Origin of the sequence: Bombilactobacillus mellis (assembly GCF_000967245.1) — a bacterium.
Classification (GTDB): Bacteria; Bacillota; Bacilli; order Lactobacillales; family Lactobacillaceae; genus Bombilactobacillus; species Bombilactobacillus mellis.
The window spans coordinates 251,370-264,464 of record NZ_KQ033877.1; the positions used below are offsets into that span (position 1 = coordinate 251,370).

At 35.9% G+C, this 13,095-nt stretch carries 11 protein-coding genes and 1 riboswitch; all 11 genes read left to right on the forward strand.

Annotated features, from left to right (window positions below):
• Nucleotides 1-8: 8 nt before the first annotated feature.
• The 11 genes from JG29_RS01105 to JG29_RS01155 all read left to right on the forward strand — a co-directional run bounded on the left by JG29_RS01105 (nt 9) and on the right by JG29_RS01155 (nt 13,094).
• On the forward strand, nt 9-1,826 hold the full coding sequence (locus JG29_RS01105) for a glucose PTS transporter subunit IIA (RefSeq protein WP_045922685.1): 1,818 nt from the start codon (nt 9-11) through the stop codon (nt 1,824-1,826).
• Between the two features lie 80 nt (nt 1,827-1,906).
• On the forward strand, nt 1,907-3,364 hold the full coding sequence (locus JG29_RS01110; protein WP_045922127.1) for a glycoside hydrolase family 1 protein: 1,458 nt from the start codon (nt 1,907-1,909) through the stop codon (nt 3,362-3,364).
• Between the two features lie 12 nt (nt 3,365-3,376).
• Nucleotides 3,377-4,936 (forward strand): alpha-L-rhamnosidase-related protein, encoded by a 1,560-nt coding sequence (locus JG29_RS01115; protein ID WP_232297070.1) that lies wholly within the window; start codon nt 3,377-3,379, stop codon nt 4,934-4,936.
• Nucleotides 4,937-4,957: 21 nt separating this feature from the next.
• A complete protein-coding gene (locus JG29_RS01120; RefSeq protein ID WP_045922129.1) occupies nt 4,958-5,866 on the forward strand; it encodes an ROK family protein in 909 nt (302 codons plus the stop codon).
• A 17-nt stretch (nt 5,867-5,883) separates the two neighbouring features.
• Nucleotides 5,884-7,074, forward strand: coding sequence for an MFS transporter (locus tag JG29_RS01125; RefSeq protein ID WP_232297071.1), 1,191 nt, complete (start codon nt 5,884-5,886; stop codon nt 7,072-7,074).
• Nucleotides 7,075-7,094: 20 nt separating this feature from the next.
• On the forward strand, nt 7,095-7,775 hold the full coding sequence (locus tag JG29_RS01130; RefSeq protein ID WP_045922130.1) for a DUF6198 family protein: 681 nt from the start codon (nt 7,095-7,097) through the stop codon (nt 7,773-7,775).
• A gap of 233 nt (nt 7,776-8,008) precedes the next feature.
• Nucleotides 8,009-9,025, forward strand: a complete 1,017-nt coding sequence (locus tag JG29_RS01135; RefSeq protein ID WP_045922131.1) for a linear amide C-N hydrolase — start codon at nt 8,009-8,011, stop codon at nt 9,023-9,025.
• Nucleotides 9,026-9,183: 158 nt separating this feature from the next.
• The gene (locus JG29_RS01140; RefSeq protein ID WP_232297085.1) at nt 9,184-10,413 is read left to right on the forward strand and encodes a C40 family peptidase; all 1,230 of its coding nucleotides are present in this window, start codon (nt 9,184-9,186) and stop codon (nt 10,411-10,413) included.
• 61 nt (nt 10,414-10,474) lie between these two features.
• A riboswitch (FMN riboswitch) is annotated at nt 10,475-10,608 on the forward strand.
• 152 nt (nt 10,609-10,760) lie between these two features.
• Nucleotides 10,761-11,420 (forward strand): ECF transporter S component, encoded by a 660-nt coding sequence (locus tag JG29_RS01145; RefSeq protein WP_045922133.1) that lies wholly within the window; start codon nt 10,761-10,763, stop codon nt 11,418-11,420.
• Nucleotides 11,421-11,433: 13 nt separating this feature from the next.
• Entirely contained in the window at nt 11,434-12,297 is an 864-nt protein-coding gene (locus JG29_RS01150) for an energy-coupling factor ABC transporter ATP-binding protein (protein ID WP_052696262.1), read from the forward strand.
• Complete coding sequence (locus JG29_RS01155) at nt 12,291-13,094, forward strand: energy-coupling factor ABC transporter ATP-binding protein (RefSeq protein WP_045922134.1); 804 nt, start codon at nt 12,291-12,293, stop codon at nt 13,092-13,094. The genes JG29_RS01150 and JG29_RS01155 overlap by 7 nt, the downstream gene beginning before the upstream one ends.
• Nucleotide 13,095: the final 1 nt, after the last annotated feature.

Below are 13,095 nucleotides of genomic sequence, written 5' to 3' on the forward strand. Positions count from 1 at the left end.
TGAGAACAATTCAATCTAAAAAAGAAGTTGTTGCTCAAATTATAAATTACGTAGGAGGTGAAAAAAATGTTAATAATTTATATCACTGTGCGACAAGATTAAGGTTTAATTTAATTGATCAAAGTAAATTTAATATCCCTGCTTTAGAAAAACTGCCCGAAGTTTTAGGTGCTGTGAATTCAGGCAATGAATCTCAAGTGGTTATTGGAGCTGATGTAGGAATATATTATCAAGAAATCGTTAAAAACTTTAATTTGGGTAAAGAAAGACAAAAAGCATTAGCCAATAAGAAAAATGTGAGCCTTTATAAACGATTCCTTAATACGATTGTGGCCATTATGTCACCTGTTCTTGTAGTTCTAACAGCTGGGGGAATGCTGCAAGTAATTATTACTATTTTACTTTTATTAGGGATGAGTCAGAAAAGTACAAATTATCGTATTTTGAGTTTTATTGCTAATTCAGCATTTTATTTTTTGCCTTTTATGTTAGCCAGTACATCAGCTCAAAAATTCAATACTAATCCCTATTTGGCCATGATGTTAGCGGGGATACTTTTACATCCCAGTTTTATGAATATGATAGCCCAAGGTCAGCCGATTAAACTATTTAATATGCCCATTAAATTAGTTAATTACAGTAGTAGCGTCATACCAATAATTTTGATGGTATTGCTGATGAGCTATATTGACAAAATTGCGGAAAACATAATTCCCACCAGTGTAAAAGCAATGCTCAAACCACTGTTAATTATAGCTGTTACTGCGCCACTGTCTTTAATTGTTATCGGTCCTTTTGGGAAATTATTAGATCAGTTATTAATTACAATTGTTAATTTTTTGTATATTCATGTATCGTGGTTGGTTCCCACAATTATCGGTGCTTTGTCTCCACTTTTAATTATGGTGGGTATGCATATATCTTTAACTCCAATAGCAATAGTTTACTTTGCCAAATTTGGCTATGAGAATGTTTTAGGGCCGGGAATGTTAGCAAGTAATTTTTCTCAAGTTGGGGCTGCATTAGCGATTTTTTTGCGAGAAAAAAACCCAAAATTAAGAAAGAATGCTCTATCTGCCAGTTTTGCTGCGCTTTCAGGAGTTAGCGAGCCTGGTTTATATAAGGTGACTTTAAAATATGATGGGGTATTGGCTTGTGTAATGGCTGCCGGAGGTTTGGCCGGGTTTTATGCAGGTATTACCGGAGTAATACGTTATTCTTTTGGGTCTCCCAGTATTTTTACGTTGCCGATTTTTATCGGCAGTAATCCGCGTAATTTTATCAATGCTTGTATAACAGCAGTTTTGGGCATATTTCTTTCCTTTATTTTTACTTATTTTTTTGCTCGTGTTCAAGATGATAGCCAGAGCAAATATACAGAAAAATTTAAAAGTTTTGTTAATGGAAAAGTTATTCCTCTCAATCAAGTTAATGATCAAGTCTTTTCATCCGGATCTTTGGGCAAAGGAGTAGCCGTATATCCCACCAGTGAAACAGTTGTTGCTCCGGTGACGGCTACTGTTTCTATGATTTTTCCAACAGGACACGCTGTAGGGTTAAAAACTAATCAAGGCAATGAAATCCTAATTCATATTGGTCTTGACACAGCAAAATTAAAAGGTCGCGGCTTTAAAGCTTTAATTAAAGAAGGACAAAAAGTTCATAGTGGAGATCCGCTTATTAGATTTAATTTGAGTTTTATTTGTAAAGAAGGTTTTGACCCTACCATTATCTTTATTCTAATTAATAGTCTCGAAGATAATATTGCAATAACTGCGAACCAAAAGGTAACAACTGACGATGAAATTTTAACGTTAACTAAGTAACAGTCATCGAAGATTAAGGAGGTGATAGAGCTATTATATTGAAGCCTACGTAACTAAATTCTGATCTGGGAGGAACTTTAATGTCACTAAAAACTTTTCCTACTAATTTCTTGTGGGGTGGTGCTACTGCAGCAAATCAATTGGAAGGAGCTTACTTAAAAAATGGTAAGGGCCTATCTGTGAATGACCTGTTAGTAGGAGGAACTGATAAGCGTCCACGAGAAATTACCAGGGAAATACAAGCGGATAAATATTATCCAAGTCATCAAGCCATTGATTTCTATCATCATTACAAAGAAGACATCAAGTTATTTGCAGAAATGGGTTTTAAAATTTATAGATTTTCTATTGCTTGGACGAGAATTTATCCTCATGGTTTTGAAGAAGAACCTAATAAAAAAGGCTTAGAATTTTACGATGGTGTGATTCAAGAATTAAAGAAATACCATATTCAGCCTCTGATTACTATTTCTCATTACGAGCCTCCTTTAGCTATGACACAAAAATTTAATGGCTGGGAGTCCCGCAGAGCAATTGAACAATATGTAAAATTTGCCAAAACAATTATTAAAAGATATCACCATGATGTCAAATATTGGATTATGTTTAATGAAATTAATATATTAACACGAACCTCGGGAGCATATTTAGGTGGAGGAATGTATGTTAGTAACAATAGTAATTTTGACAATCCTGAAATAGATAGTGAACAAATGCGATTTAATGCTCTACATCATCAATTTTTAGCCAGTAGCCTAGTTACCAGCTTTGCTCACCAATATGATCCTAGTTTAAAAATGGGATGTATGCTGGCCTATCATACTATTTATCCTTTAACCAGCAATCCGGTAGATATTCAATACGCGCAGGAAGTTTCGAAAATAAGTAACTTTTATTGTGGTGATGTTCAGGTTAAAGGTAAATATCCTTATTTTGCTCAAAGGTATTGGCAAAAGCACAATTTAAAGCTGGATATTCAACCCCAAGATGCAAAAATTTTATTACAAGGGAAAGTTGATTACTTTACTTTTTCTTATTATCAATCTACAACCGTTACTTTAGATAAAGAAAAGAATACTTTACAAAAAGGGAATTTCATTAGTGGAGTTAAAAATCCATATTTAAAAACCAGCGATTGGGGATGGGCAATTGATCCTTTAGGTTTGCGTATTGCCTTAAATCAGGTGTTTGATCGCTATAATTTACCGATTATGGTTGTGGAAAACGGTTTAGGGGCCAAAGATAAATTAGAATTCACTCGTGATGGCCAGCCTTATATCAATGATGATTACAGAATTAATTATTTAAAACAACATCTATCAGCCATGTATGAAGCCCTACAAGATGGGGTGGATTTAATCGGCTATACTTCGTGGGCTCCGATTGATTTAGTATCTGCCAGTAGCGGACAAATGAGCAAACGGTACGGCTACATTTATGTTGATAAAGATGATTATGGTCATGGAACTTTAAAGCGTTATAAAAAGAAATCTTTCTATTGGTATAAACAAGTTATTCAAAATAACGGAATTATTTAGAGGAGGATGATTATGACTCAAGTAAAGTCTTCTATAATGCAAAAAAATGATAATTTTTATAAGATCGCTAATCAAAATAAACCCCATATATATAATGAGAAAATTCCACTCCAAAGACTTATCCAGTTGAAACCAGATGATACTAAATTTGGTGGTGTAAAAGTAAGCGAGAGTGATGTTGATAAACAATTCTTATCCAAGAAAGATTTGAATAAAGGTGACAAAATTATCCTGGATTTTGGTCAGCACTGTGTTGGAAAATTAAATTTGCATATTGAATCACATGGTGAACCAATGGATTCACCCTTATATTTACATCTTAAATTAGCAGAATTACCAGCAGAATTAGTTATTGATAGTGCTTCATATCATGGTTGGATCAGTAGTTCTTGGATTCAGGAAGAATATATTCACATTGACGAATTACCGTGTGATTTAAAACTTCCACGAAGATATGCTTTTAGATATGTAGAAATTGAAGTCAAAGATACTTCATCTAAATGGTCTGCCAGAATAAGCAATCCTTTTGTTATTTCCGAAAGCGCTGTCACTATGGATGCAGTGGCACCATTAAAGATTGCGGATAAAACTTTAGAAAAAATTGATGCCGTTAGTATCAAGACTTTACATGACTGTATGCAGGATGTTTTTGAAGATGGACCGAAAAGAGACAGACGTTTGTGGTTAGGTGATTTACGATTACAGGCTTTAGCTAATTATCAAACTTTTAAAGATTACGGCTTAGTTAAAAGGTGTTTATATCTTTTTGGTGGATCAATTACTACAGATAATCGGATTCCGGCAGATGTTTTTATTCAGCCGAAAATTACTCCCGATAGTGTGTTTCTTTTAGATTATAGTTTATTGTTTGTGGCAGTTTTGAAGGATTATTTTTGGGAAACCAAGGACCAAGATACCCTTAATGACTTGTATCCAATTGCTAAAAGAACTGTAAATGAGGCTTTAAATTATGTCGATGATTCGGGAATTTTAGAGGCTTGTGATTCTTGGAAATTGTTTGTTGATTGGTCCAAAGAAATTGATAAAAAAGTTTCCGGGCAGGCAATATTAATTTATGCATTGAAACAATTAGTTCAATTAGCCGATATTCAGTCCGATCCAGACTTAAACTTTTATCAACAAAAAATATCTACTTTATCGGCTAATTCAGTGAATAAATTATTTGATCAACAAAAGGGGCTTTTTGTTAGTAACGGCCAACTAAATATTGCCAGCCAGGTATGGATGGTTTTAGCTCATGTTTTGCCTGATGAAGAGAATAAGAAATTAATGGATAAATCTATAACTACATTTTTCCCAATTAAGGGTATTGCTACACCTTATATGTATCATCATATTGCGCAGGCTTTGCTGGAATCTGATCATAGAACTGAGGCAGTTCAATTAATTAAAGATTATTGGGGGAAAATGATTGAATTGGGAGCAGATACATTTTGGGAAGCTTTTGAGCCCGATAATTTAAATTTTTCTCCTTATGGCAGTCTAATAATTAACAGCTATTGCCATGCTTGGAGCTGTACGCCCACATATTTAATTAGAAAATATTTATAAGATAAGTGGATGAAAATGTTCATGGATAAAAATAATAACTATTTGGTATTTGATATTGGAGGATCAAATATTAAATACGGATTAATCAATCATTCAGGGAAACTACTTTTTAAACGCCACTTTATTACACCCAAAACTAATTTAAATGATTTTGCTAGCTCATTAAAAAATATAATCCAGCGCTATCAAAATTGTTATCGCGGTATTGCTTTTAGTATACCCGGAACGATAGATCACCAAAAAAATGAAATTAAAGGTGGCGGAATTCTTCGTTTTTTAGATGGACAATCATTACAAAAAATCCTGAGTATTGATTCCAAGGCCTACTTTAATGTCGAAAATGATGGTAAGGCGGCGGCTCTAGCCGAAAAGTGGAGCGGAAATTTAAAAGGTTATAAAAATGGAGTAGCAATAGTTTTAGGAACTGGTGTGGGTGGCGGCATTATTCTTAATAATGACCTGTATTTTGGTTCGCATTTTCAAGCTGGTGAATTTAGTTTTATGATTCAAAAATTTTGGGAAAATCAGACTGAAAAATATGGCCAAACTTGTTCAGCAGTTCTAATGGTAGAACAAGCAAGCAAATTATTAAATTTGCCAAGCAAAAAAAATGGTGAAAAAGTTTTTGAATATATTAATCGTAAAGATTTACGAGTCCAAGAGCTTTTTGAAAGCTACTGTACTAATATCGCAATTTTAATTAGTAATATTCAAGTAATATTGGATGTTGAATGCTTTGTGATTGGTGGTGGTATTTCAGTGCAACCGATAGTTACTAAAACTATTAATAATCAATATCGATTGCTCCGGAAAAATTATCCGTCTTTGGATAATACTATTAGCTATCCGAAAATTGTCTCTAGTAAATTTCATAATGATGCTAATTTGTATGGTGCATTTTATAGTTTGTTGTTGAAATATGATGATTAATTTAAGTGAGGTCAAAAATGCAAAACAATTTTAAAAAAATCATGCTAATTATATCTCTATTAGCACTAAACGTGGTTGAACAGGCTGCTAGTGTTGTTAATTCAACTATCCCAGGCATGGCTAAATCATTTCCAAATGAATCCTTGGTGCATATTGAATTAGTTACTACGGTAGTTTCTATATTTGTTACGGTTTTTGTATTGGTGAGCGGGATTGTTGTTAAACGCTTAGGTCAAAAGAACACCGCCGTTATAGGTCTGGCGATTGCTACAGTCAGTTCCATCATTCCTGCGTTTGCAAATAACTTTTGGTTAATATTTGCTTCAAGAGCTGTATTAGGTATTGGGATTGGTTTAGCCAATCCTTTAGCCATCAGTTTAATTGGAACTTTTTTTCACGGCGATGAAAGAGCCAAACTTTTGGGCTGGAGGTCCGCCATTGCTGGAGTGGGAACTTCTCTTATGACTTATTTTGCGGGGCAGTTATTGTCTATTAATTGGCATGCAGCCTACTGGGTATATTTGTTATTTGTTCCTACACTAATATTCTTTATCATCTTTGTTCCTAATCCTGAAAAGGAAGGATTAATTAATGATGAGGAGGAAGCCAGCGTTGCTAGCGAAGAAATTAATGATTCCAATAAAAAGGATTCTCCGGTGCTTGTCGCTATCCTCGCTATTTTAACATTCATCTTTTTAACTGCAGGAATGGTTTTTGCAGTCAAACTTCCAACTTACTTTGTTGATTTTAAAGTAGGTACGCCAACACAGGCAAGCAATGCCTGGAGCATCCACAGTATCGCTAATCTAATTGGGGGAGCAGCTTTTGGTTATATTTATAAGAGAATTAACAAATACATCTTACCTTTAGGACTTCTTTTAGATGGAGCAGGGATTGTAGTAGCCAGTTTCACTAAAAGTGTTATAGGTATGTATATCATTTGTATTGTTACTGGTGCTTTTGCTGCAATGGTAATTCCTTATATTTTCAATAAAATTAGTGAAACCTCATCAGCCAGCAAAGCGCCATTATATACTTCAATTGTATTAGTTGGATCTAATCTAGGTTCATTTTTATCCCCATATACAGGCAAACTAATTGGCAGCACTTCAGCCGGGTCCATTTTAAATGCCGGTATCATACTAGTTGTTTTAGCGGCAGTAGTTTTTGTATGGTTCATATTGAAATTGAATCCATCTAAAAAATAAATCCGGATAATAATTTATTAATGATTGAAAAAAATAATCATAGACGTCGTTTAAAAACTGGGGAAACTATATTTTATTTGACTGTTTCTATTTTATTGAATTCTTTGTCGAATGCGTTAGCAATTGTTTCAAAGTTAGGCAGTGCTGTCTGGACAGCTTCTGCTGTGAATGTCAGTGTACAGTGTTCAACTAATTTGGGCGATGTATTAATTATTTATGCAGTTATTGTTCAAATAATTAATTTATTAATTAGAAAAAAATTAAATTGGCACCTAATATTTTCGAATTTGCTTTTTGCTTTTTTATTTAGTTATTGTGTGCAATTTTGGACAAGTCTTCTCTGGAAAACCGGGCTGGCTTCCCTAAATTTTGTTTTTAGATTAATAATTGATATTATCGGGATTGGAGGAATAGCAGCGGCTACTTCAATTTATCAAAGAGTTAATTTAATGATGCATCCCAATGATGAATTTAGTTATTTAATTCGATTTAAATTTGTGCATGGCAGTGCAACTTTAGGGCAATATCTTAGTTATATAATTCCAGTAGTAGTAATGGGATTATGCTTTTTTAAAGGCGGCTACTTAATTTCCATTGGTTGGGGAACATTATTTGCTTTATTTTTTCAAGGTCCTTTAACTGGGATAGCGGATAAGTATATTTTTCCATGTTTAAAGCATCCGATTTTATTAAAGAATTGATTCTAATCAAAAATAATACTGAGGAACTTTTCTGAGGATTAATAACTTAAGCAATGAAACATGCCCAATGTCAAGTTGAAGTAAACGCCAGCAAAAGGGTAGTCTAAAGATAAATAAAATTAGAAGCTTTTTACCGACCTTTTTAAATATTTAATTAAATTTTATTAAGATTTATATTAATATAAGTAACAAATTGATATAATGAAATTATTTTAATAAAGGAGGTCAGCAGTATGTGTACAAGTATTACACTCGCTTCCAAAGAGGGAAATGTCTTTTTTGGCCGTACAATGGATTTTGCAGCAGGGATGTTTGGCGAAGATCCGGGTTCGCCAATGAGTATTGTAACTATTCCGGCGGGCGCACAGGTAGCAAGCCAATTAAATCCCTGGACAGCTAAATACGCAGCTATGGGTGTAGGTTCTACAGGAACCGTTTGTTTAATGGATGGTGTTAATGATCAAGGATTAGCTGGTGATTTGCAGGTCTTAATGGAATGTGAGCATGCTTCTGCCAGTGATCTACAACAACGTAATTTAACAGCTGTTTTAGGTGAGGAGTTTGTAACTTTTGTTTTAACGCATTTTGCTAGTGTAGCAGAAATTAAAGCTCATATTAATGAATACGGTCTCTTAGATCAGCCGCTGACTCAAGGAAACGAGAGTGTAGAAACACCACTGCATTTTACTTTTGCGGATACAACTAACTCAGCAGTAGTTCTGGAGCCGACAGATAATGGGGCTTTTAAAGTTTATGACAGCATCGGCGTAATGACTAATAGCCCTGAATATAACTGGCATTTAACTAATATTCGTAATTATATCAGTTTAGATAAATTTGATCCTAAAACTACTAAAAAAGTTAGTGAACGGGTCTCATTGGATCCTATTGAAGCGGGTACAGGTTACGGAATGTTTGGTTTGCCGGGAGATTATACTTCACCATCACGCTTTGTCCGCTCCACATTTTTAGCCAATAATTTAGATCCTTTCACTGCCGATAACGGAATTAATCAATTATATTCTGTTTTCAGAACTGCAATGGTTCCTCGTGGTTTAGAACGGGCTAGTCAGGATGATCCTTTAAGTGATTGTACCCGTTATTGGTCAGGTTATGATTTAAATAAAAAAGAAATGTATGTTCAGACTTGTCGGGGCTTAACTTTTAGTGCTAAAAAACTTAACCCGCAGTCTCAAGAAGTAACTTATACGGACATTGAGATTGATAATTTGGTTAAATGGGTGGATTAAAACTTTAAGATCAAATAAATTAAGAAGTAGTATTCATACTATTTCTTATTTTTTTTGACTTTGTGGTGAAAAACACATTGTTTATTAGCGGCAGATGTGTTTATAATAAAAGCGTGTACAAAATATTAAGTTTTTCTTAAGAGAAATATTTGGGGGAGATGGGGATTTTGAATAAGAAAAAGTCACTTTATTTAACATCAGGCGTGTTGGGCTTAACTACAGCCGCCCTTTTCGGGGTGAATGCTACTTCTGCTCAAGCGTCTAGTAAGGGAACTGTTAATTATCAAGGGGGAGCTACTACCGTCTGGGATAGTCCGACAGTCGGACAAAAACCGCAGAGTTATTTACAGCGTGGTCAAAGTGTGACTATTCAGGCGACAAAGCAGGTTTATCACCAAACTTGGTATCAAATTGGAACCAATCAATGGGTATCAAGTCAGTATATTACTCCTGCTTCAGAAGATACCCAACCGGCAGCATCTGTGCAGCCGGCTTCTAATGCACCGGCAGCTACTCCTGTAGGAACTATCACTATTAATTATCAGGGAGGAGCTACTACTGTTTGGTCGCAACCTAATTTTCGTCAGCATACGGGTAAATATTTGCCTTATGGCACAATAGTTGCAGTCATTAATCAAAAAACGGTTAATGGTGCAGTTTGGTATCAATTGGCTGATCAAGGCTGGGTACCAGCTGAATATGCTACTTTTAATCAAGACCAGACTACAGCTGTCCAGCCAGCAGCTGCCACAACTACTGACACTGCCGGCAGCAATGCTGTTGCAGATTCTAATCCAGCACCAGCAGCTTCTGCTGCTCAACCAGCCGCCAATACACCCGCTGCTGCAACGCCTTCTACTAATAATGCTGCCGCCGCAACGCCAGCACCAACAGCACCTGTTCAGCCAGCTGCTAATACAGGAGCAGCAGCTGCTCAGCCAATCACTACAGCTTCTAGTGCCGCCACTGCTGCTGTCAATACTAATCAAAATGGGGCCTCTGCTGCCAGTTCCACTGCTACCAATAATAATGCAGCTGAGACCGTTGTAGCAGCAGCACTATCGCAAGTTGGTACGCCTTATGTGTGGGGTGGTGCGACCCCAGGCCAGGGTTTAGATTGTTCTGGCTTGGTTCAGTATGCTTACGGTAAAGCTAATGTAGCTTTGTCGCATTATACAGTCGCTCAAGAAAGCGCTGGGCGTCAGGTTTCTTTGTCCGATTTACAACCAGGAGATATTATCTTTTGGGGAGGTGTCGGGGCATCTTATCATGATGCGATCTATATTGGCAATGGACAATACGTCCATGCACCTCAACCTGGTGAAACGGTAAAAGTGGCCAGCATTTCGCAATATTTCATGCCTTCCTTTGCCGTTCGTGTTTTTTAAGTATTAATTTGCTAATGTACAAATTAGCTGAACTATGTTACAATTTTTTTGCTAGTAAGAATAGCTTCTTCGGGGTCGGGTGTAATTCCCAATCGGCGGTGACAAAGATAATTTGAAGTCCGCGACCTGCTAATAGCAGTTGACCTGGTGCAAATCCAGGACCGACAGTTAAAGTCTGGATGGAAGAAGAAGTTTCTCCAACTGTACATTAAGAATATTTTTTGTTGAAGATTCTTCATAATTTTTATCTGCCCCGTTTTTACGGGGTATTTTTTATGCCTAGGCAAAGAAGAGACTTTTCTCAAATTGAGAGCGCTTGTAAGTGCTAATTATGGAGGTAAATCAGTATGAAACGTGACCAAAATTATATTCGGTATATAACTTTTTTAGCAGCTTTTGGAGCCTTAGCTTATTTATCGGCAGTTTTTTTAAAAATTCCCATGATATCTTTTTTAAAGTATGAACCCAAAGATGTCATCTTAATTCTCGGAGGCATGGTTTTTGGACCTATTTTTTCAATTATTCTTTCAATTATTGTGCCTTTTTTTGAAATGATTACCGTTAGTTCGACGGGAATTATTGGGTTTGTTATGAATGTCATTGCAGCAATTTGTTTTGTGTTACCACCCGTCTTAGCCTATTCCAAAAAGAAGAAAACTAAAAATTTAATAATAGGTCTAATTATTGGAATTGTTATGTTAACCGCTTTTATGCTGCTTTGGAATTATGTTTTGTCACCAATCTTTTTCGGCTATTCACGGGCAGCAGTCGTCAAAATGTTGATACCAGTAATTTTACCCTTTAATTTAATCAAGGGCAGTTTGAATTCCATTCTGGTTTTGATTTTATATAAGCCGATTGTGCAGGCCTTACTTAAAAGTAATATTTTACGCACATCTGATTTTAATATTATTCCCCAAGAGAATAAACTAACAAATTATGCCATTGTCGCTCTCGTGATTATTACCATTATTTTGTTAGTGCTGAGCTATTTAAAGCTGATTTAAAGAAGGAGATAAAGTGCAGCCATTACTTTTGCAGGTTAAAAATTTACAATATACAGCTGAACAGTTGCTGGATTTAGATTTAAAAACACAAAAACGGGAAATTTTGCATGATGTCAACTTAACCATTCAGCCGCAGGAATTTGTGGGTCTGGTCGGACCGAATGGCTCCGGTAAAACTACTTTGGGTAAATTGCTGGTGCGCATTTTGGAACCAACAGCCGGTCAGTTAATTATTAAAGGACAAAATTATCATGATATTCAGCCTGCTTGGCATTTAAACCAAATGGTGGGTATGGTTTTTCAAAATATTGATACCCAATTTATTGGCAAAGATTTTATGGAAGATGTGACTTTATATTTAAGTAATTTTGGGTGGACTGCAGCGCAAATCCAAACCCAAATTGCTGATATTAGCCGTCAATTGAAAATTCAATCTTTAATCAAGCGCCCCTTTAAAACCTTATCCGGTGGTCAAAAACAGTTATTAGCCATTGCCGAAGTGTTATTATTACGGCCACAGTTACTGATTTTAGATGAGCCGACAGCCCAATTAGATCCGGAAAATACCAGATTAGTACTCAAGCTTCTGCAGAAAATTAAAAAAGAACAGCAGCTGGCAGTTTTATTGATAACCCACAAGTTATCGGAGTTGGCTTTAACGCAGCGGACCTTGATTTTAAACCAGGGAACAATTGTGCAACAGTGTCAGACTTCAGAATTATTGACTGATGCGAAGCTCTTAGATGCCAATCAGTTACCCCTACCAGATACAATCGCTATTTTACAAAAATTAAACCAGCTAACTGGACAATCAATCACAACCGCGAGCCCTGCAGTGCAAGATTTTGTGCAAACTATTCAGGAGAACTTATGTTAGAACTCAAAGAGATAAATTATACACCGCCGAAGAGTTCACAACCCTTATGGTCCAATCTGAGTTTGCAATTACAAGCAGGGAAAATATATGCCTTAGTGGGTATTAATGGTGTCGGTAAAACGACTATTTTAAATGTGATTAGTGGCTTAATTAAACCGACACAGGGAGAAATTGTTTGGCAACAACAACCCATTCATCAGTCGGCAGCAACCTTAAGGCAATATTTAACGCAAGTAGGGTATTGTTTACAGTCCACGGATCATCTTTTTTTTAAACAAACAGTGCAAGAAGAATTGGAATATCATCATAATGGCTCGATAGCTGAAGTTGTTCAACAATTACAACTGGAGCCCTTGTTAACCATGTCACCCTTTGAACTTTCCGGCGGACAAAAGAAACGGTTAGCTTTAGCAATTATGCTGTTAAAACAGCCACAGATTTTATTATGTGATGAGATTACGGCTGGTTTAGATGCCCATTTTCAACAATTAGTGATGAACATTTTACAAAATTACTGTAGACAACATCTGGTCATCGTGGTGACTCATAATCTGGAAGAGGCTTTGCAGTATTGCGATCAATGGTTATTTTTAACTCCTACAGGTTTAAAAGAATATTCTATTACTACTATTCTTCGGCAGACAGAGCTGTTTCAACACTGGGGCTTGCGAATGCCGCCAACTTTAGCTATTAGACAGTCCTTGGTGGCTGCCGGGGTTTTACCGGCTGATGGTTACTATCGTTCTAATGAGGAAATTGCCGCAGCACTGGCAAAAATTAAAAATAAGGACCAATAAA